Source organism: Streptomyces sp. NPDC026301, from assembly GCF_055567935.1.
On record NZ_JBVHPN010000004.1, the window covers coordinates 350,970 to 370,708 of the forward strand.

General features: G+C 71.4%; 17 protein-coding genes. 9 read left to right on the forward strand and 8 right to left on the reverse strand.

Going from position 1 to position 19,739, the window contains the following annotated elements; genetic code table 11:
- Positions 1-119: 119 nt before the first annotated feature.
- Positions 120-302: a hypothetical protein gene (locus tag ACZ4MH_RS09465; protein WP_030612121.1), complete on the forward strand. Its 183-nt coding sequence runs from the start codon at positions 120-122 to the stop codon at positions 300-302.
- Positions 303-406: 104 nt separating this feature from the next.
- On the opposite strand, the gene ACZ4MH_RS09470 is transcribed toward ACZ4MH_RS09465, so the two are convergent.
- On the reverse strand, positions 407-1,219 hold the full coding sequence (locus ACZ4MH_RS09470; RefSeq protein ID WP_351588725.1) for a hypothetical protein: 813 nt from the start codon (positions 1,217-1,219) through the stop codon (positions 407-409).
- A gap of 128 nt (positions 1,220-1,347) precedes the next feature.
- Positions 1,348-1,659: a hypothetical protein gene (locus ACZ4MH_RS09475; RefSeq protein WP_351588728.1), complete on the reverse strand. Its 312-nt coding sequence runs from the start codon at positions 1,657-1,659 to the stop codon at positions 1,348-1,350.
- 96 nt (positions 1,660-1,755) lie between these two features.
- On the opposite strand from ACZ4MH_RS09475, the gene ACZ4MH_RS09480 reads away from it, so the two are divergent.
- Positions 1,756-2,664: an oxygenase MpaB family protein gene (locus ACZ4MH_RS09480; protein ID WP_351588731.1), complete on the forward strand. Its 909-nt coding sequence runs from the start codon at positions 1,756-1,758 to the stop codon at positions 2,662-2,664.
- 7 nt (positions 2,665-2,671) lie between these two features.
- Here the strand turns inward: ACZ4MH_RS09480 and ACZ4MH_RS09485 are convergent, their stop codons facing one another.
- On the reverse strand, positions 2,672-3,340 hold the full coding sequence (locus ACZ4MH_RS09485; protein ID WP_351588734.1) for a class I SAM-dependent methyltransferase: 669 nt from the start codon (positions 3,338-3,340) through the stop codon (positions 2,672-2,674).
- 293 nt (positions 3,341-3,633) lie between these two features.
- Between ACZ4MH_RS09485 and ACZ4MH_RS09490 the strand changes: the two genes are divergently transcribed.
- From ACZ4MH_RS09490 to ACZ4MH_RS09500, 3 genes are all read left to right on the forward strand, one after another.
- A complete protein-coding gene (locus ACZ4MH_RS09490) occupies positions 3,634-5,850 on the forward strand; it encodes a sensor histidine kinase (protein WP_351588737.1) in 2,217 nt (738 codons plus the stop codon).
- A complete protein-coding gene (locus ACZ4MH_RS09495) occupies positions 5,850-6,272 on the forward strand; it encodes a roadblock/LC7 domain-containing protein (protein ID WP_351588740.1) in 423 nt (140 codons plus the stop codon). The genes ACZ4MH_RS09490 and ACZ4MH_RS09495 overlap by 1 nt, the downstream gene beginning before the upstream one ends.
- Before the next feature lie 311 nt (positions 6,273-6,583).
- On the forward strand, positions 6,584-7,201 hold the full coding sequence (locus ACZ4MH_RS09500) for a GTP-binding protein (protein ID WP_351588742.1): 618 nt from the start codon (positions 6,584-6,586) through the stop codon (positions 7,199-7,201).
- A gap of 29 nt (positions 7,202-7,230) precedes the next feature.
- On the opposite strand, the gene ACZ4MH_RS09505 is transcribed toward ACZ4MH_RS09500, so the two are convergent.
- Positions 7,231-7,659, reverse strand: a complete 429-nt coding sequence (locus ACZ4MH_RS09505) for a PPOX class F420-dependent oxidoreductase (protein WP_351588745.1) — start codon at positions 7,657-7,659, stop codon at positions 7,231-7,233.
- Between the two features lie 163 nt (positions 7,660-7,822).
- On the opposite strand from ACZ4MH_RS09505, the gene ACZ4MH_RS09510 reads away from it, so the two are divergent.
- Together ACZ4MH_RS09510 and ACZ4MH_RS09515 are read left to right on the forward strand one after the other, a co-directional pair.
- On the forward strand, positions 7,823-8,230 hold the full coding sequence (locus ACZ4MH_RS09510; RefSeq protein ID WP_351588748.1) for a roadblock/LC7 domain-containing protein: 408 nt from the start codon (positions 7,823-7,825) through the stop codon (positions 8,228-8,230).
- Between the two features lie 79 nt (positions 8,231-8,309).
- Complete coding sequence (locus ACZ4MH_RS09515) at positions 8,310-9,680, forward strand: DUF6397 family protein (protein WP_351588751.1); 1,371 nt, start codon at positions 8,310-8,312, stop codon at positions 9,678-9,680.
- Here the strand turns inward: ACZ4MH_RS09515 and ACZ4MH_RS09520 are convergent.
- Entirely contained in the window at positions 9,611-10,480 is an 870-nt protein-coding gene (locus ACZ4MH_RS09520; protein WP_351588754.1) for an acyl-CoA thioesterase, read from the reverse strand. The genes ACZ4MH_RS09515 and ACZ4MH_RS09520 overlap by 70 nt on opposite strands.
- Positions 10,481-10,622: 142 nt before the next feature.
- Positions 10,623-13,136, reverse strand: coding sequence for a DEAD/DEAH box helicase (locus tag ACZ4MH_RS09525; RefSeq protein ID WP_351588757.1), 2,514 nt, complete (start codon positions 13,134-13,136; stop codon positions 10,623-10,625).
- A gap of 154 nt (positions 13,137-13,290) precedes the next feature.
- Between ACZ4MH_RS09525 and ACZ4MH_RS09530 the strand changes: the two genes are divergently transcribed.
- Positions 13,291-14,082, forward strand: a complete 792-nt coding sequence (locus ACZ4MH_RS09530) for a metal-dependent hydrolase (RefSeq protein WP_351588760.1) — start codon at positions 13,291-13,293, stop codon at positions 14,080-14,082.
- A 491-nt stretch (positions 14,083-14,573) separates the two neighbouring features.
- On the opposite strand, the gene ACZ4MH_RS09535 is transcribed toward ACZ4MH_RS09530, so the two are convergent.
- Both ACZ4MH_RS09535 and ACZ4MH_RS09540 read right to left on the reverse strand, forming a co-directional pair.
- Positions 14,574-16,355, reverse strand: a complete 1,782-nt coding sequence (locus ACZ4MH_RS09535) for an ABC transporter ATP-binding protein (protein ID WP_351588763.1) — start codon at positions 16,353-16,355, stop codon at positions 14,574-14,576.
- A complete protein-coding gene (locus ACZ4MH_RS09540; RefSeq protein WP_351588766.1) occupies positions 16,352-18,439 on the reverse strand; it encodes an ABC transporter ATP-binding protein in 2,088 nt (695 codons plus the stop codon). Before ACZ4MH_RS09540 ends, ACZ4MH_RS09535 begins: the two co-directional genes overlap by 4 nt.
- A 339-nt stretch (positions 18,440-18,778) precedes the next feature.
- Here ACZ4MH_RS09540 and ACZ4MH_RS09545 point away from each other — a divergent pair, with 339 nt between their 5' ends.
- Entirely contained in the window at positions 18,779-19,534 is a 756-nt protein-coding gene (locus tag ACZ4MH_RS09545) for a L,D-transpeptidase family protein (protein WP_351588769.1), read from the forward strand.
- Positions 19,535-19,739 lie beyond the last annotated feature (205 nt).

The window sequence follows — 19,739 nt, forward strand, 5'->3', positions numbered from 1 at the left end:
TTGCCTTTGGAGCGGCCGAGGGTACAACACGATCCGTGCCGGCGTGGAACCTCCGGCGCCGATTCGGCGTTCAATGGAAGACAACGAACGCGGCATCCGCCGCGGAAAGGGCGTGAAGGATGTCCACACGTGCGAAGGTCGCCGTCGGCGGCGTGGCGGCAGGCGTGATCCTGCTGTGGCTGCTGCCGTTCTGGGCGGCGCTGCTGGTCATGATCGGGGTGCCCGCGATCGCGTATCTGACGCTGGACCCCTCGCAGCGGCGGCGGCTGCGCCGCGTCACCCGCAAGGAGCTGGGCCGCTGAGTACCCCGGACGCCGCGCCGGTGCGGTCGGCGCCCGGGTGACCGGTGCGCGGCGCCACCGCGGCCGCGGCGCGGCCGTGACGCCACCGCGCGCGGTGCGCTGCCTCAGGCCGGCCGGGCCGCCATCGCGTCCAGCGACTCCAGCAGCCCGGGAAGCTCCGGACCACGGCCCACGGGAAGGACCTCGCCCGGCTCGTCGTCGAGCAGGACGAAGGCGATGTCGTCGGTCCGGGCGACGAGGCTCCAGCCCGGCCCGTCCACGCGCAGGGTGCGCGCCTCACCGGCGGCGAAGGACGAACGCACCCGCCCCGGCGGCGGAGGCTGTCGCACGTACTCACGCGCCTCGTCCAGCACCCGCCGCACCCCCGCGTGCGGCTTGGCGCCGGGATCGACGAACGTGACCTCGCCCTCGACCTGCTCGCGCCACACCGCCCACTGCAGGGCGATCTCGTCCGCTCCGAGGCGCCGTTGGGCCGGACCCCACTCCAGCGCGTCCGGAGGCGTCAGCGGCTCCGGATCGCCCTCCTCGGGCGCCGGGTCGTGCGGTGCCGGCACCCCGGGCGCCGCCACCGCGAGCGCGAGCGGCCAGCCCGGCAGGGCCGCGACGATGCTGTGCTCGTCGGGGGAGAGGTCGTACTCCATACCGCAGTCCCAGGCGGCTATCGCGCAGGCGACCAGCGAGACGTCCTCGGTCGCGACGGTCCAGCGCGCGCCCCGGCCGTCCTGGCCGAGCACGAGCCCGTAGCCCTCCTCGTACGGCTCCAGGCGCAGCTTGGCGCAGACCTCTGGATAGTCGTCACCGAGCACGCTCGGGAACTGCCCCGGCGTCAGCAGCACCGCGGTCAGTACGAACAGCTGGTCGTCATCGACCTCGCCGACGTAGCTGCCGTCGCCGACGGCGCCCTCCGTCGCGGACACTGGGCCTCCCACTCGTTCGCGGCCGGGGCAGGTGCCGACCGCACAGATCACGTCGTCGGCGCACCTTAATTGGCCGGACAGGCGATTGTCACGGCCCGTGTGCCCGCTCCCGGTGAATCCGGCGCGGCTCAGGCAGCCGGCAGGCTCAGCAGGTCCCTGGCCACTTCCTGCGGCGACTGGCGGCGCTCCCGCGCCAGCGCGATCAGCGCCCGGCACGCCAGTTCGTTGATGCCGAAGGCGAGTGCTTCAGGGGACACCCAGTCCGCGGCCTCGGCGCCGCGGTCCTCGTCCCCTTCGGCGCACGCTGCCACATGCGTGGCCGCGGCCTCGAAGAGGTTGTGCGCGCCCTTCCTTGCCGGCTCCCGCTCCGGACGTGGTGGCCGCGGTCCGAACAGGCCATGGGCGAGACGGAGCCGGAGTCTGCGAAGGAGGTCGGTCATCATTCCTCCATGCCGGTAGAGAAGCGTATGGCGCCTTTCAAGTCTCCCCTCTCCCCGTAGGGTTGGACCTTCGGCGACGAAAGGGACGGTGTTCTCGTGGGGCGTTACGACTTCCTCAAGGAGATTCAGCGGCTGGATCCTGAGCGCGACTTCCTGCGGATCTTCCGCATCACGGTGACGCACGAGTTCCCATGGGACATCACCAGAGCGCTTGAACTCGCCCTTTACCGTACGTATGCGGTGCCCAGCATCGGCCGTCTGCTCGCGGAGACCGCGGAGCTGACGGAGCGTACGCAAAAGCGCTACGACGACACCGCGCTCCTTCTGGACTCGGTCGTCGAGCACGGCTTTGAGACCGAGGACGGCCGCACGGCCATCCGGCGCATCAATCAGATGCACCGCAGCTACGACATCAGCAACGACGACATGCGTTATGTGCTGTGCACGTTCGTGGTCGTACCGAAGCGCTGGATCGATCAGTACGGCTGGCGGCGGTTGAGCGAGCACGAGAAGCGCGCGATGGCGGCCTACTACAGGACGCTCGGCGAGCACATGGGTATCACCGACGTGCCCCGGACCTACCAGGAATTCGAACGCTACCTGGACGACTACGAACACGAGCACTTCGGCTGGGATGAGGGCGGCAGGCGCGTCTCGGACGCCTCGCTCGACCTGATGGCCGGGTGGTACGGACCGCTGGCCCCCGTAGTGCGCGCCGGGAGCAAGGCCCTCCTGGACGACGCGCTGCTGGACGCGTTCCGCTACGACCGGCCGCGCCCGGCAGTACAGGCCGCCGTACGCGGCGCGCTGCGGCTGCGCGCCAAGGCCGTCCGCCTGCTGCCGCCGCGTCGCACACCTCACTACGCCCGTCAGAACCCGGAGATCAAGGGCTACCCGAACGGTTACCGCATCGCCGACCTCGGCACCTTCCCCAAGGGCCGGCAGGGCGGCGCGGGCTGTCCGGTGCCGCACGCCGACGGCGCGGCGAAATCGAGCCGCCGTTGACGTACGGTCACCCTCCGCGCACGGCCAGCGCCAGATAGCGCGCGTCCTCGTCCATGTACTGGACCAGGTCCCAGCCGCTGCGTGCCAGCATCGGCCGGAGGTTCGGCTCCGCCCGTAGGTCGTCCGGGGTGAGCGGTCGCCCCTTACGGGCTGCGAGGGCGGCCCGGCCGATCGGGTGGAAGAGCGCCAGCCGCCCTCCGGGCCGTACGACCCTGGCCAGTTCGGCGAGGTCGTGCGGTGGGTCGGCGAGGTGGGAGATCAGCCCGGCCGCGAAGACCGCGTCCAGGGCGCCGTCCCGCACCGGCAGCGCGGAGACGTCCGCGAGCAGCAGGGCCGCCTCGGCGCCCCGCCCGGCCCGTACGGCCTCCTCCAGCATCTCCGGCGTGAGATCGGCCCCGAACACCGTGCCGGACGGCCCCACGGCGGCGCGCAGCGCGGGCAGCGCCCGTCCGGTGCCGCATCCGGCGTCCAGTACGCGATCGCCCGCCCGCAGGCCCAGCTCCGCGACGCCTGCCGCGTACGCCGGCCCGTCGTCGGGAAAACGGGTGTCCCAGTGCCGTGCCCGCTGCCCGAAGAACTCCCGCACGTCGTGCGGCCGGTGGCCGGCCCGGTCGCGGCGACCGGCGCCGTCGGCAGAGAAGCTTTCGGCAGGGGTGCTGTCGCTGAATTCGTTCATGGTGACGACATGATCCCCCATCGGCCGGGCCGTGTACGGCTTTGATCCCGCAACGACCGGAACACCCGTAGGGCGCACAGGTTCGGGCGTAGGCCGGTCGGGCGTCGGCACGGCGCCGCCAATTGCCAGCACTTCCGGACTGTACGCCCGGGGGGCGGCCCTGACGCGGCTAGCGTCCCGTGGCCATGGGACACCCGGATCGTCTTCCCGGCCCCGAAAGCCCGATTTCGTCGGGCCCACGGGGCCGTGGAGCGCACGCCGTACGGGGCGGCCGTACCCTCCGCCCCCGTACGGTGCGCGCCCGCATCAGCTGCGTGCTCGCGGTCCCCGTCGTGGCCCTGCTCGCCCTCTGGGGCTCGGAGACCGTCACCGCCGTGCAGGACGCCGCGGCAGCGCGTCAGGCGCAGCGCATCGAGGACGACGTCCGCGCGCCCGTGCACAAAGTGGTGCGGGCCCTCCAGGAGGAACGCCGAGCCGCCGTCGCGTACTTGGCGGACCCCACTCAGGCGCGCGAGAACGCCTTCGGAGCGCGGGCCAGGGAGACGGCGAAGACCGCCACCAGGTTGCGGCTGGACGGCCGGCACACGGCGCCCGAGAGCGCGGGGCTCCCGGACCGCACGGTCGGCCATCTGACGGATCTCGCCACCGCACTCGATGCCCTGCCGAAACAGCGCCGGCTGACGATGGAGCGCTCCCTCACCTGGCAGCAGGCATCCGGTCCCTACACGGCGGCCATCGCCTCGGCCTTCACCGTCAACGGAGCGCTGAACGGCCCGGCGAACGGCACACGGCTCCTCGGGGAACTGGGCCGCGCCTGTGAGCTGCTCGCCCAGGAGGACGCCGACCTCACCGCCGCCGACCTCACGGGAACGCTGGACAAGGACCGGCAGCGGTCGTTCACCGGTACCGTCGCGGCGCGGCGCCTCATGGAACGCATCGCCACCGAGAACCTGCCGACATCCGTGGACGCACCCTGGCGCACACTCGCCACTGGCCTCGCTCACGCGGACGTCCGCGCCATGGAGAGCGCGGTGAGCGCCGCCGCCCCCGGCCGCGACGCGGCACAGGCGGCCCCAGGAGCCCGCTGGCGGCCCTCGTACGAGGATCTGCGGCGCGGACTGCGGGGCATCGAGAAGGACGTGGCCGCCGACACCGCACGCCGCCCTGGCCCGCTCGTGTACGGGTTCTCGCCGTTCTCCGCAGCGGCTGTCGGCCTCGGGTTCGTCGCCCTCGTGCTCTCCCTGGTCGTCGCCGTACGGATCGGCCGCCGACTGGCCACGGAACTCACCGCCCTGCGTGACGGTGCGCTCGGCATCGCCCGGCACGAACTCCCCGAAGCGCTGCACGAAGCGCGTGCCGGCCGACAGGCCGACACCTCCACCGCCCATGAAGCACCGCCCACCGCCCACGAGACACCGACCGCCGCTGACGAGATCACACAGGTCCGCGCTGCCCTGGACAGCGTGCACCGGGCAGCGCTGGACGCGGTCGCGGAGCGGGCCGGACCGGCCGACGGCATCAGCGGCGTCTGCGTGAACCTCGCCCGCCGCAGCCAGGTCCTCCTCCACCGCCAGCTCGCCCTCCTGGACAGCATGGAACGCCGCTCCCAGGGCCCGGCCGAACTCGGCGACCTGTTCCGGCTCGACCACCTCACCACCCGTATGAGGCGCCATGCCGAGAGCCTGCTCATCCTCTCGGACGCGGCTCCCGGACGCGCCTGGCGGTCACCGGTGCCGCTCACGGGCGTGGTGCGCGCGGCGGTTTCGGAGATCGAGGACTACGCGCGCATCGAGGTGCGGCGCCTCCCCGCGGGCGTGATCCCGGGTGACGCGGTCGCGGAGCTCACCCACCTACTGGCCGAGCTCATCGAGAACGCCGCACAGTTCTCACCGCCGCACACCAAGGTGCGGGTCCAGGGAGAACAGGTCGGCACCGGGCACGTGCTGGAGATCGAGGACCGTGGGCTGGGCATGGAGGAAGCGGCACGGGACGAAGCCAACCGGCGCATCGAGCAGGCCGCCTCGCTCGACCCGTTTGACGCCGACCGACTGGGGTTCTTCGTGGTCAGCCGGCTGGCGGCCCGGCACGGCGTACGCGTCGTCCTGCGCGCCTCGGCATACGGAGGCACGACGGCGGTGGTACTTCTGCCGAACGCGCTGGTGCACGAGGCCACGCCCCCAGTACGGAGCGCGCCGGCCCGCCCGCCCCGGGATGTGCCACTGGAGCGGGTACGCGCGCACCTCGAACGCCGGACCGGCCGCGCACTGGAGCCCTCGGCAGACGCAGCCGTAACGGCCTCGCCCGATGGCGGGGCACAGCCCGACGGCCTGGACGGGCTCCCGCGCCGCATACCGCAGCGCAGCCTCGCCGTTCAGCTGCGCGACTCGCCCCCTGCCGAGGCGGACACGCCGCCCGAGGAGGAGCCCACGCTCAGCCCGGAACAGGCACGCACCCGTATGACCGCCTACCGCCACGGCTGGGCCCGCGGCTCCACGAAGGGAGAACCCTGATGCACGAGGAACGAGCGAGCGGCACACCGTCGCGTCCCCGGAGCGGCCTCGACTGGCTGCTGGACGATCTGGCCGCCCGGGTGCCGGAGGTCCGGCACGCCGTGGTGCTCTCCGGCGACGGCCTGGTGACCGGGGCCTCGGGCTCGCTCCCCCGGGAGGACGCCGACCACCTGGCGGCCGTGGCCTCGGGATTCCACAGCCTGGCCAAGGGCACCGGGCGCCACTTCTGCTCGGGCAGAGTGCGCCAGACGGTGGTGGAGATGGACAACGGCGTCTTGTTCGTCTCCGCGGCCGGGGACGGTTCGTGTCTGGCGGTGCTCAGTACGGCGGTGGCCGACATCGGGATGATCGCCTACGAGATGGCCCGGCTCGTCCGGCGCGTGGGCGAACACCTGCGTACCCCACCGCGCTTCACCACATGAGAGGCGCAGGCGGTGCGTGATGCCCCAGGACCGCCGGTGGTACACCACGTCGGCAGGGCCGCAGGTCCGCCCGCACCGGTCCACGGCCGTGCGCCACGGCGGTGATCCAGTTCACCGAATCGCCCCCGATTGTGACGCGAGAGGGATTACGGTCCTGACCGTACGTCCCGAGCACCGCACATCGGGCCACCGGACCGCTCCGGTCACATCGGCCGGCACCGGTGTGACCGGGCCCCGGCACCCACGAACGCGTCAACCTCACCTGCGCACTGGCCCCGAGTGCGCACACCGCCTCCTGGAGGACAGTACCGATGGTTTCCGCGGATTCCGTGCACCCCGGAACGGTGCAGGACGAGCCCGAGATGGCCTTGAAGATCCTGATAGCGGGCGGCTTCGGAGTCGGCAAGACGACGCTGGTCGGCTCGGTCAGCGAGATCCGCCCGTTGCGCACCGAGGAGTACCTCAGCGAGGTGGGGGAGGGGGTCGACGACACCCGCGGTGTGGACGGCAAGACCACCACCACGGTGGCCATGGACTTCGGCCGGATCACCATCAGATCGGGCCTGTCGCTGTACCTCTTCGGAACCCCCGGGCAGGAGCGCTTCTGGTTCCTGTGGGACGACCTCTCCGAAGGCGCCCTGGGCGCCGTCGTCCTCGCGGACACCCGCAGACTGGCGGACTGCTTCCCCGCGGTGGACTACTTCGAGAACCGCCGGGTGCCGTTCCTCGTGGCCGTCAACTGCTTCCCCGGAACGCGCTCCTACGGCGCGGACGACGTGTCGCGGGCGCTGGACCTGGACGGCGGTACGCCTGTGCTGCTGTGCGACGCGCGCGACCGAGATTCCGGGAAGGAAGTACTGATCCGGCTGGTCGAGCACGCAGGGCGGATGCACACGGCCCGCCTACTGGACACCGCGAGTCGCCCCTAGGTCCAGCGGTCCCGCGGCCCCGCTCGAGGTCAGGCCGCGATCTCCGCCATGGCCAGCGCCTTGTCGACATGGACCCGTACGAGCAACTCCCCGGGCACGCCATTGCGCGCCCCGAACTGCTCGGCCAGCTCTTCGCCCATGTACCGCGCGGCGATGCGGGTCGCCCACGCGCGTACCTCCGGCAGTTCCTCGCTGACCTGCGCCCGTCCCTCGATCACGACGAAGTCGAACGGCGGCCGGTCGTCGTCCACGCACAGCGCCACCCGCCCGTCCCGGAGCAGATTCCGGCCCTTCACCGTCTCTTTCCCGGTGTTGAACACCACGTCGTCGCCGTCCAGCAGGAACCACACGGGCGCGAGATGCGGCCTGCCGTCGGCCCGCACGGTCGCCAGCTTGCCCGTGCGGGTGCCGTGGGAGACGAACGCCTGCCACTCGTCCTTGGTCATCCTTCGTGCCATGGAGCCATCCTGCTGTATCCGGAGTCCCAGGAGTCGGAGGGCGCGGGCCGACGTGCCGGGCCGCTTGCCGAGAACGCCGAGGTGAGCGAGGCTGGCACAGCGGTGCGCGACACGTGGCACTGCCGACCGGTAGGTAGCACGGTGTTACGGGGAGGAAGCGGGCATGGCACTGAGCAGCGGACTGGACTGGCTGCTGGACGACCTGACACGACGCGTCGATCAGGTGCGGCACGCCCTCGTGCTCTCCAACGACGGCTTGGTCACCGGAGCGAGCGAGGGGCTGGAGCGGGAGGACGCCGAGCACCTGGCCGCGGTCGCCTCCGGACTGCACAGTCTGGCCAAGGGTTCCGGGCAGCAGTTCCGGGCGGGCCGGGTACGGCAGACCATGGTCGAGTTCGACGACGGGGTGCTGTTCGTGACGGCGGCGGGCGACGGCAGTTGCCTGTGCGTGCTGGCCGAGGCCGACTCCGACCTGGGGCAGATCGCGTACGAGATGACGCTGTTGGTGAACCGGGTCGGGGAACATCTCGGCGTCGCGGTGCGCCAGCCGGAAAGTTATCCACAGGTCTGAGGCGGGGGTTGACCCGCTGTCACACCCCGCGGCTACAGTCGTGACTGTCAGTGATTGGACTGTAGCGGGGGAGTGCGACATGACCGCGATGTACGAGGGTTCCGAGACACTCGCGATGGGGCGGGCGGCTCGTGAACTAGGGCTGAAAACAGGCGAGTTCGAGCTCGCCACGCAGCTCGAAGAAGTGATGACGGTCCTGCCGGGGCCGGGCGGCGCGCCCGGCCGGCGGCGGGTGCCGGCGGCCGAGGTCGAGCGGCTGCGGGAGGAAGAGGGATTCCCGGAAACGCTGCGTGAGCGGATCCGCGTCGTCGGCGCGACGGAGGGCGCCGAACTGCTGGGCATCGCCCCCGGCAGGTTCCTGCGTCTGGCCCGGGCGGGCTGCTTCGGCCCTGTCCGCTTTTATGTGAACCGCTACGGCGCGATCGTGTGGCAGTACCTGGCAGCGGAGCTCCAGGCTTTCGCGGGCAGGGAATGCAGCCTCATCCACGGGCCCACACCGCCGCCGATGCGCGAGCTGCTGACCCGCGGCCAGGACTGGCGGGGCCGGCTGTGGCGGAGTCGACGGGTCGCCCAGCTCGTGGAGGAGGCGGACGGCTCCTGGGCGGTCTCGGCCGTGATCGCCGCCGTACTGCCGCCGGAGGAGCTGGCATCGCTGGTACGTGACCCGGCGGAGCGGGCCTGGCTGCGCAAGCTGAGGCCACGCCTGTCGTCGGCCGGGGCGAACACGACCCGCACCCGTGAGGCGGTCGAACGCGCCGAGACGGCGGAGGAGTTCGATGAGGTGATGTGGTACCGCATCAGCCTCTCCCGGCAGCTCGACGCGGCCCGCCAGGAACACCCGGCACCGACTCTCTCCCGCCCCGGCATCGGCCCTTCGCGCCCGGACTTCGACGAATCCCGCCTTCAGGAGCCGTACGGGGCAGAGCCTTATACGGCAACGGGCCCTGCGACAGTCGGCTCTGCCAACGGTTCCGATCGGGCACCGAGCGACGAGGTCGCCGCGCCCCACGGCCCCGATGAGGCGCCGTCCCACGAGGCAACCGCGCCCAACAGCCCCAGCCCCGACGAGGTACCGAGCGGAGAGGTGGCCACACACCACAGCCCTGGAGGAGTACTCGCCCCCGAGGCAGCCGCGCGCCGTGCACGTCTCATCCGCGCACGGACAGGGACTCCGACTCCCTCCCGCACTCGGCCGAGGACGGCAGCTACCGGCGGCACCCCGCCTAGGTCCGGCGCCGACAGGCCCGGCTCGTTGTTCGGTCGGCGACGGGCCGGAAGGGTCGGCGAGGCGGCCGGACCGTCCCCGGCCCGACCGTCGACCGATCGCCCCGGTGCGCCCCCGCCCGGCCGCGGCCGCGGCTTCGCCGGCCGCTCTCGCCCTCAGTCACCCAGCTTGCGAAAGAGCCCTTCCTGGACGACCGAGACGAGCAGTCTGCCCTCGCGGTCGTAGATACGGCCACGGGCCAGCCCCCGGCCGCCGGTGGCGATCGGCGACTCCTGGTCGTAGAGGAACCACTCGTCCGCGCGGAACGGCCGGTGGAACCACATCGCGTGATCGAGAGACGCCATGTCGAATCCGCGCGGACCCCACAGCGGCTCGATCGGGATGCGCACGGCATCCAGCAGCGTCATGTCGCTGGCGTACGTCAGCGCGCAGGTGTGGACGAGCGGGTCGTCACCCAGCGGCCCGACCGCTCGCATCCACACGGCGCTGCGCGGCTCCGCACCCTCGATCTCCTCCGGCTTCCACCGCAGGCGGTCGACGTAGCGGATGTCGAAGGGCTGGCGGCGGGCCATCCGTTCCAGCGCCTCGGGCAGTCCGCCGAGGTGCTCGCGTACCTCCTCGGTGACCGTCGGCAGGTCCTCGGGAGCCGGCACCACTCGGCCGATCGGAAGTTGATGCTCGAAGCCCGGTTCGGGCTTGTGAAAGGAGGCGGTCAGATTGAAGATCGTGCGCCCCTGCTGGACGGCCACGACCCGGCGCGTGGTGAAGGAACGTCCGTCACGCACCCGCTCGACCTGGTACACGATCGGCACCCCGGGCCGGCCCGGCCGCAAGAAGTACGCGTGCAGCGAGTGGACCGGCCGGTGCCCTTCCGTGGTCCGCCCGGCGGCCACCAGCGCCTGCCCGGCGACCTGGCCGCCGAAGACCCGTTGCAGGGATTCCTGGGGGCTGCGGCCGCGGAAGATGTTCACCTCGATCTGTTCCAGATCGAGCAGGTCGACCAGCTTTTCCGCCGGATTGGTCATCTACGGGCGTCCTTCGTCGGTGTCGGAGAGGAGTCGGAGCAGAGGCGCTCGGCCGGCACGAGACCCACGGTGGTCCCTGAGCAGGCGCCCCCGGTCGGAACCGGACGGGCGCCCACCGTCGGAATCATGCAGGTGTCCATCGTCAGAGCTGGCCCACCGAGGTGACGCGCACGACCGCGCGTCCCTCCTCGTCCGAGGCGGCGAGATCCACCTCGGCAGAGATGCCCCAGTCATGGTCGCCGTTCGGGTCGGCGAACGTCTGCCGGACCCGCCACAGTCCGTGCGCGGTGTCCTCCTCGATCTGCAGAAGCTTGGGGCCGCGCGCGTCGGGGCCGGTGCCCAGGTCTTCGTACTCGTCCCAGTAGGCGTCCATCGCGTCCGCCCAGGCGTCCTCGTCCCACCCGGAGTCGGCGTCCAGCTCGCCCAGCTCCTCGACCTTGTCCAGCGCCGCGAGCTCGACCCGGCGGAACATCGCGTTGCGGACGAGCACCCGGAAGGCGCGGACGTTGGTCGTGACCGGCTTGACCTCGTCCGCGTGCTCCATGGCCTCCTCGGCCGTCTCCGCCTCGGGGTTGGCGAGCTGTTCCCACTCGTCCAGGAGGCTGGAGTCGACCTGGCGGACCATCTCGCCGAGCCAGGCGATGATGTCCTCGAAGTCCTCGGACTTCAGGTCGTCGGGCACCGTGTGGTCCAGAGCCTTGTACGCGCTCGCGAGGTAGCGCAGCACGATGCCCTCGGTCCGGGCCAGCTCGTAGAACGAGACGAACTCCGTGAAGGTCATGGCCCGCTCGTACATATCGCGGATGACCGACTTGGGCGACAGCGGGTGGTCGCCGACCCAGGGGTGGCTGTGCCGGTAGAGGCCGTAGGCGTGGGAGAGCAGCTCCTCCAGCGGCTTGGGGTACTCGACGTCCATGAGGCGCTCCATGCGGTCCTCGTACTCGACGCCGTCGGCCTTCATCTGGGCGACCGCCTCGCCCTTGGCCTTGTTCTGCTGCGCGGCCAGGATCTGCCGCGGGTCGTCCAAAGTGGACTCCACGACCGAGACCATGTCGAGCGCGTAGGACGGCGACTCGGGGTCCAGCAGGTCGAATGCGGCCAGCGCGAACGTGGACAGCGGCTGGTTGAGAGCGAAGTCCTGCTGCAGGTCCACGGTGAGCCGCACGATCCGGCCCTCGGCGTCCGGCTCGTCCAGCCGCTCCACGATCCCGCCGTCCAGCAGCGAACGGTAGATGGCGATGGCCCGCCGGATGTGCCGCAGCTGGTTCTTGCGCGACTCGTGGTTGTCCTCCAGCAGGCGGCGCATGGCCTCGAAGGCGTTGCCGGGCCGGGCGATCACGGACAGCAGCATCGCGTGGGTGACGCGGAAACGGGAGGTCAGCGGCTCCGGATCGGCGGCGATCAGCTTCTCGAAGGTGTTCTCACCCCAGTTGATGAAGCCCTCGGGCGCCTTCTTCCGGACGACCTTCCGGCGCTTCTTCGGATCGTCACCCGCCTTCGCGAGCGCCTTCTCGTTCTCGACGACGTGCTCGGGGGCCTGCGCGACGACAAAGCCCGCGGTGTCGAAACCGGCCCGCCCGGCGCGTCCCGCGATCTGGTGGAACTCACGGGCCCGCAGGGTGCGCACCCGGGTCCCGTCGTACTTCGTCAGCGCGGTGAAGAGCACGGTGCGGATCGGCACGTTCACGCCCACGCCGAGCGTGTCCGTCCCGCAGATCACCTTCAGCAGACCCGCCTGGGCCAGCTTCTCCACCAAGCGCCGGTACTTGGGCAGCATCCCGGCGTGGTGCACGCCGATTCCGTGCCGTACGTACCGCGAGAGGTTCTGCCCGAATTTGGTGGTGAAGCGGAAATTGCCGATCAGCTTGGCGATCTCGTCCTTCTCGGCCCGCGTGCACATGTTGATGCTCATCAGCGCCTGCGCCCGTTCCACGGCCGCGGCCTGCGTGAAGTGCACGATGTAGACCGGCGCCTGGTGCGTCTCCAGCAGCTCGGTCAGCGTCTCCGTCATCGGTGTCGTGCGGTATTCGTACGACAGCGGCACGGGACGCGTCGCGGACCGGACGACCGAGGTCGGCCTGCCCGTACGCCGGGTCAGGTCCTTCTCGAACATCGAGACGTCGCCGAGCGTCGCCGACATCAGGATGAACTGCGCCTGCGGCAGTTCCAGCAGCGGAATCTGCCAGGCCCAGCCGCGGTCCTGCTCGGCGTAGAAGTGGAACTCGTCCATGACGACCTGGCCGACGTCGGCGTCCCTGCCGTCCCGCAGCGCGATCGAGGCGAGCACCTCGGCGGTGCAGCAGATGACGGGTGCGTCGGCGTTGACGGAGGCGTCGCCGGTGAGCATGCCGACGTTCTCGGTGCCGAAGAGCTTGCACAGGTCGAAGAACTTCTCGGACACCAGCGCCTTGATGGGGGCGGTGTAGAAGGTGACCTGGTCCTTGGCCAGGGCGGTGAAGTGCGCGCCCGCCGCGACGAGGCTCTTACCGGAACCGGTGGGGGTGGACAGGATGACGTTCGCCCCCGAGACCACCTCGATCATTGCCTCTTCCTGGGCAGGGTAGAGCGAGATGCCCTGCTGCTCGGCCCAGGTCGAAAAGGCTTCGAAGAGGGCATCGGGGTCGGCGTCGTTCGGCAGATGATCGATGAGGGTCACGCCCCCATACTGCCTTCCTTCACCCCGGAAGAGGGAACCGGCGGGTTCGGCGGTGATCATCGGGCGCTACGCTGTGTCGCCGACCACACGTCACCGGCGCGCGAACACCCGTCGCCGGGGCGAGAACAAAGACGACAAGGGGTGGGGAACAACCATGATGGGACCGGCGCACTCGCTGTCCGGGGCCGCGGCCTGGCTGGGGGTGGGCGCGGCGGCCGGCGCCGCGGGGCACCCGATGCCCTGGCCGGTGGTCGTCGTCGGCGCGCTGATCTGTGCCGGTGCGGCCCTCGCCCCCGACCTGGACCACAAGGCGGCCACGATCTCGCGTGCCTTCGGCCCGCTGTCCCGGGGGCTGTGCGAGATCGTCGACAACATCTCCCACGCCGTCTACAAAGCCACTCGGATGAAGGGCGACGCACGCCGTTCCGGTGGTCACCGCACCTTGACCCACACCTGGCTGTGGGCGGTGCTCGTCGGCGCGGGCATGTCGGTACTGGCCGTACAGGGTGGCCGCTGGGCGGTGCTCGCCATTCTCTTCGTGCACATGGTCCTCGCCATCGAAGGGCTGCTGTGGCGAGCGGCGCGGGTCTCCAGCGATGTGCTGGTGTGGCTGTTGGGCGCGGCCTCGGCGTGGATTCTGGCCGGGGTGCTGGACCAGCCGGGGAACGGCTCGCACTGGCTCTTCACGGACCCGGGCCAGGAGTACCTCTGGCTGGGCCTGCCGATCGTGCTGGGCGCGCTGGTGCACGACATCGGCGACGCCCTGACCGTCTCGGGCTGCCCGATCATGTGGCCCATCCCGATAGGCCGCAAGCGCTGGTACGCGGTCGGTCCGCCGAAGGGCATGCGCTTCCGTGCGGGCAGCTGGGTGGAGCTGAAGGTCCTGATGCCGATCTTCACCCTCCTCGGCGGCATAGGCGGCCTGACGGCCCTCGGCTTCCTGTAGCCCTTGGGCCCGGCACCCGCGGCGAACCGGTCGCCCGCGACATCCCGGACTCCCCGGGCGCACCGAGTACCGCTGGCGTACTGAGTGCCGCTGGAGTACTGAGTACCACTGGCGCGCCGAGGTCCTCTGGCGCCCTCGGTACTCCCGGAGCCCGCCGCGCCCCGGAGGCTCCGGGCGGCGCGGCCGACCCCGAAGGCCCGAAAGGCCAAGCCGTACTGTGCAGCCCGGCCGACCCCGCAGGCCCGAACGGCCCGGCCGTCCTGTCCGGCCGAGCCGGCCCAGCCGGTCGAGCCGGCCCGAGCGACCCGGTCGGTCCGGGCGACCCGGCCGGCCCCGGCGGCCCAGCCGTCCCGGCCGACCGACCAGGGCGACGGGCCCCGAGCGAGCGGTCTGACGCCCGGACGCGTGGTCCCGCCGCCCCCGAGCGGGGCTCCCCGGCCACGCTCGCCGGAGGTCGTCGGTCCCCGGAGAGCGCGGCCGGGGCGAGCGCATCAGGCGTGCCAGGAGCGCCAGAGGGCGGCGTAGGCGCCGTCGGCGGACACCAGCGCGTCGTGACTGCCGAGCTCGGTGATGCGGCCTTCCTCGACCACGGCGATGACGTCCGCGTCGTGAGCGGTGTGCAGCCGGTGGGCGATGGCGACGACGGTACGGCCGTCCAGCACCTTGCCCAGCGAGCGCTCCAGATGACGAGCGGCCCGCGGATCCAGCAGCGAGGTGGCCTCGTCCAGGACCAGCGTGTGCGGGTCCGCCAGGACGAGCCGCGCCAGTGCGATCTGCTGGGCCTGCGCCGGAGTCAAGGCGTGGCCGCCGGAGCCGACCTCCGTGTCCAGCCCTTCGTCCAGTCCGCGTGCCCAGCCGTCCGCGTCCACCGCGCCCAGCGCGGCCCACAGCTCCGCGTCGTCGGCGCCCGTGCGGGCCAGCAGCAGGTTGTCGCGCAGCGAGCCCACGAAGACGTGGTGCTCCTGGTTGACCAGCGCCACGTGGGCGCGTACTCGCTCCGCCGGCATCCGGGACAGCTCGGCACCGCCCAGGGTGATCTCACCCTTGCGCGGTGCGTAGATGCCCGCGAGGAGCCGGCCGAGTGTCGACTTTCCCGCGCCCGACGGACCGACGAGTGCCACGCGGCTGCCGGGCTGTACCCGCAGCGAGACGTCGTGCAGGACGTCGACGCCGGCGCGGTAGCCGAACCGCACCCCGTCGGCATGGACGTGCCGGCCGTCGGGGGTGATCCGTTCGTCGGCCGCCTCGGGCTCGATCTCCCGCACGCCGACGAGCCGCGCGATCGACACCTGGGCGACCTGCAGTTCGTCGTACCAGCGCAGGATCATGCCGATCGGCTCGATCATCATCTGCGAGAGCAGCGCGCCCGTCGTCAGTTGGCCGAGCGTCATCCAGCCCTGCAGGACGAAGACACCGCCGAGCATCAGGACGGCACCGAGGTTGAGGGTGTGGGTCGCGTTGATCACCGGGAAGAGGACCGAGCGGAGGTAGAGCGTGTACCGCTCCCACTGGGTCCACTCGCGGACTCGCCGCTCCGACAGCCGGATGCGGCGGTCGCCGAGCCGGTGCGCCTCGATGGTGCGCCCCGCGTCGACCGTCTCGGTGAGCGCGGCGGAGACCGCCGCGTATCCGGCGGCCTCGGAACGGTAGGCGCTCGGTGCGCGTTTGAAGTACCAGCGGCAGCCCACGATCAGCAGGGGCAGCGGGACGAGTACGGACAGGGCGAGCGCCGGGGCGGTCACGCCGAGCGCCCCGACCAGCAGCCCGATCCAGACCACGCCGATGGACAGCTGCGGCACGGCCTCGCGCATCGCGTTGGCCAGCCGGTCGATGTCCGTGGTGATCCGGGACAGCAGGTCGCCGGTGCCGGCCCGCTCCAGCACGCCGGGCGGCAGCCCGACGGACCGTACGAGGAAGTCCTCGCGCAGGTCCGCGAGCATCCGCTCGCCGAGCATCGCGCCGCGCAGCCGGACCATCCGCACGAACACCGTCTGGATGACCAGGGCGAGCGCGAACAGCCCGATGGTGCGCTCCAGATGCAGGCCGCGCGCGCCGTCGGCGAGGTCTTCCACGAGGCCGCCAAGGAGATACGGGCCGACCATCGAAGCGACGACGGCGACGGCATTGACGGTGACGAGGAGGACAAATGCTTTTCGGTGACGGCGGATCAGCCCCGCGGCGTAGCTGCGTACGGTCGCGGGGGAACCGACGGGGAGAATGGTCGTGGTACGTGCGGCTTCCGGATCGTGCTCCGGCGGCGCCAGGCCGATCATGCCGTCTCCTCGATGGAGTCGAGCGCGCCTACGCGGGCGTGCGGTGGGGTGAGGGGCTCCGTGTCCCGCGGGGTGTCCGTCCGGGCTTCGTGCGAGGTGCCCTGCGCTCCTTCACGCGGGTCTGTGCCCGGGCCCTCGTACGGACCTTCCTGCGGATCTTCCCGCGGGACGGAGGCGTCGGCGGCCTGCTTCCGCACACGTTCCTCCTCGGTCTCGCGGGTGACGACCGAGTGGTAGGCCGGGGAGGTACGGAGCAGGTCGCGGTGCGGGCCGACCGCGGTGACCTTGCCGTCGGGCACGAAGACCACCTGGTCCGCGCGGTCCAGTACCAGCGGGCTGGAGGTGAGGACGACCGTGGTGCGGCCGTCGCGGAGGGCGTGCAGACCGTCGGCGATCCGGGCCTCGGTGTGCGAGTCGACCGCGCTGGTCGGCTCGTCGAGTACCAGCACCTCCGGGTCGGTGACCAGCGACCGGGCCAGCGCCAGCCGTTGGCGTTGACCGCCGGAGAGGGAGCGGCCGCGTTCGGTGATGCGGCTGTGCATCGGGTCGCCCGAGTCGTCGGTGCCGGACTGGGCGAGCGCGGCCAGTACGTCGTCGCACTGGGCGGCGGCCAGGGCCTGTTCGGCGGTGACGGCGCCGGAGGACGGCACATCGAACAGCTCGTGCAGCGTTCCGGACAGCAGTACCGGGTCTTTGTCCTGTACCAGGACCGCCTGGCGGGCGGCGTCCCGCGGTACGTCGTCCAGGGGGGTGCCGCCGAGTTCCACGGAAGGGAGAGCGACGCGCGAGGGAACGGCCGCGTCCGCCGCGGCCTCCCCGCTGCCCTTCTCGCTGTCCTCGCGCTTGGCGTCGCCCGCGTCGCCCGCGTCGCCCACGCTGCCCGCGCCGTCCGCGGCGCGCTCGCCCCGCTCATCCCCTTCCTCCGGTTCGTTCGCCGGATGTCCGCCCAGCCGTTCCGCCAGTCGGCCGGCCGCGTCCGGGTCGCCACAGACCACCGCCGTGAGACGGCCGGCCGGGGCGAGCAGGCCGGTGGCCGGGTCGTAGAGGTCACCCCGGAGCGGGGCGTGGTCCGTGATGCGACCGTCGGTCGGACGGCTGAGGGCCAGGACGCGGGCCGTCCGTTTCGCGGACGGCCGGGAAAAGGAGTACGCCTGCGCGATCTCCTCGAAGTGCCGCAGCGGAAAGAGCAGGAAGGTGACCGCGCTGTACATGGTGACCAGCGCGCCGACCTCGACGCGGCCGTCCAGGGCCAGCCGCGCGCCGTACCAGACGACCACGATCAGCAGCAGCCCCGGCAGCGCGACCTGGACGGCCGAGATCAGCGACCACATCCGGGCACTGCGGACGGCGGCCTTGCGGACATCCTGGGAGGCGGTGCGGTAGCGGCCGAGGAACAGCTCCTCGCCGCCGATGCCGCGCAGCACACGAAGTCCCGCGACGGTGTCGGAGGCCAGTTCCGTGGCGCGGCCGGCCTTTTCCCGCTGCTCGTCGGCGCGGCGCGTCGCGCGCGGCAGCAGCGGCAGTACGGCGAGCGCCAGTACCGGTACGCCGATCGCGACCACGACGCCCAGCGTGGGCTGGTAGATCACCAGGGCCACGCACACGCCGACCGTGGTGAGCGCGGCGGCCGAGAAGCGGGAGATGGCCTCGACGAACCACCCGATCTTCTCCAGGTCGCCGGTGCTCACGGCGACCACTTCGCCGGCCGCGACCCGCCGGGTCAGGGCGGAGCCCAACTCCGCGGTCTTGCGGGCGAGCAGTTGCTGGATGCGGGCGACGGCGGTGATCCAGTTGGTGACGGCAGCGCGGTGCAGCATCGTGTCGCCGACCGCGACCAGTACGCCCAGGACCACCATCAGGCCGCCCGCCAGGGCCAGTCCGGCGCCGGAACGGTCGGCGACGGCCTGGACGGCGATGCCCACCGGCACAGGGAAGGAGGCCACAGCACCGGTGTGCACCAGCCCCCAGGCCGTGGCCTTGAGCTGGCCGCCCAGTTGCCGGCGGTAGAGCCAGACCAGGAAGCGGCCGCCGGAACGGACGTCGGGGACACCCGGGTCGGGATGCGGTAGATCGCGAATCTGCATGACGTCCAAGAGTTTCGTCGGGTACGGAGCCCGGGTGCGGGGCCCGGACAGGAGTCCGGGCACGAGGCCGGGCACGGAGCCCCGGCCGGAGGAGCGTGGCCGGGAGCCCGCGGGGCGCGGCAGGCGCGGCGGAACAGGGCAGGGCTGTGCCGCTTGCGCCTGCGACAGGAGCAGGGCAGAGCCATGGAAGGTTGGCGTGGAATGGCCGGGATTTTCAATTGTTTTTCTGGCGGAACGCATGAATCGGGCCACGATGTGCGGTCCGGGAGGGCGTCGGCCCGTTCGTGGTGGGCCGCCTCGCCCGATGGGCCGGGGTCGGACAGTGCGACCATGTGAACCATGCGGAGTACAAGTAAGGCGGCCGTGCTGGTCGCCGCGGGGCTGGTCCTGGTGGCGGGTTGTGGCGGTGCCCAGGGGGACGGCAAGGAAGCCGCCGGGCGCGCGGGGAAGTCCGGCGCCACGCCGTCGACGGGGCTGACGCGCATACCCGGCGTGGGTGAGGGGCTGCAGTCCCGCATCCCTGCCGATTCCCGGCAGGTGATCGCGGTCTACGGCAACGGCGAGAACGCCACCACCTCAACCGTCGTGCTGTATACGAAGGACGCCGGAGAGAACTCCGGTACCAGCACCGGCAGCGGCTCCGGCAGCACCTGGAGCCGGGAGCGTAGTTGGGAGGCGCACAACGGCAAGCGTGGCTGGACGCTGCACCACCACGTGGGGGACAAGCGCAGCCCGGTCGGCGTGTACACGCTCTCGGACGCGGGCGGCGTGCTGCCCGACCCGGGCGCGAAGCTGCCGTACACCGCGTCTGCTGCCTTCACGCCGCCCTCGTACTGGGCGAAGCGGACCCGGCACGACTTCGACTACGTCATCGCCATCGACTACAACCGCGCCAAGGGCGTCTCGCCGCTCGACCCGACCCGGCCCGAGGGGGAGTCCAAGGGGGGCGGCATCTGGCTGCACATGGACCACGGCAGTGGTACGTCCGGCTGCGTGAGCCTGCCCAAGTCCGGTATGCGGTACCTGTTGCGCACGATCGATCCCGCGCAGCACCCCGTCGTGGTGATGGGCGACAAGGCCCACCTGGAGGCATGATCATGCTCTCCGCAGCACGCTGATCACGCGCGGCGCGGAACGCACTCCGCGCGGGGTGACAGATTTGGTAACAGGCTGTCGTACCGTCGGTTACTTGGAGCAAGCTCCAAGATTTTCTTCGATGTAACACCGACCCCTTCTGTGCGGCATGCGGCTCAGCCATAGTGACGGATCACGGAAACCGGAAGTCCGTTTCCGCATCCCA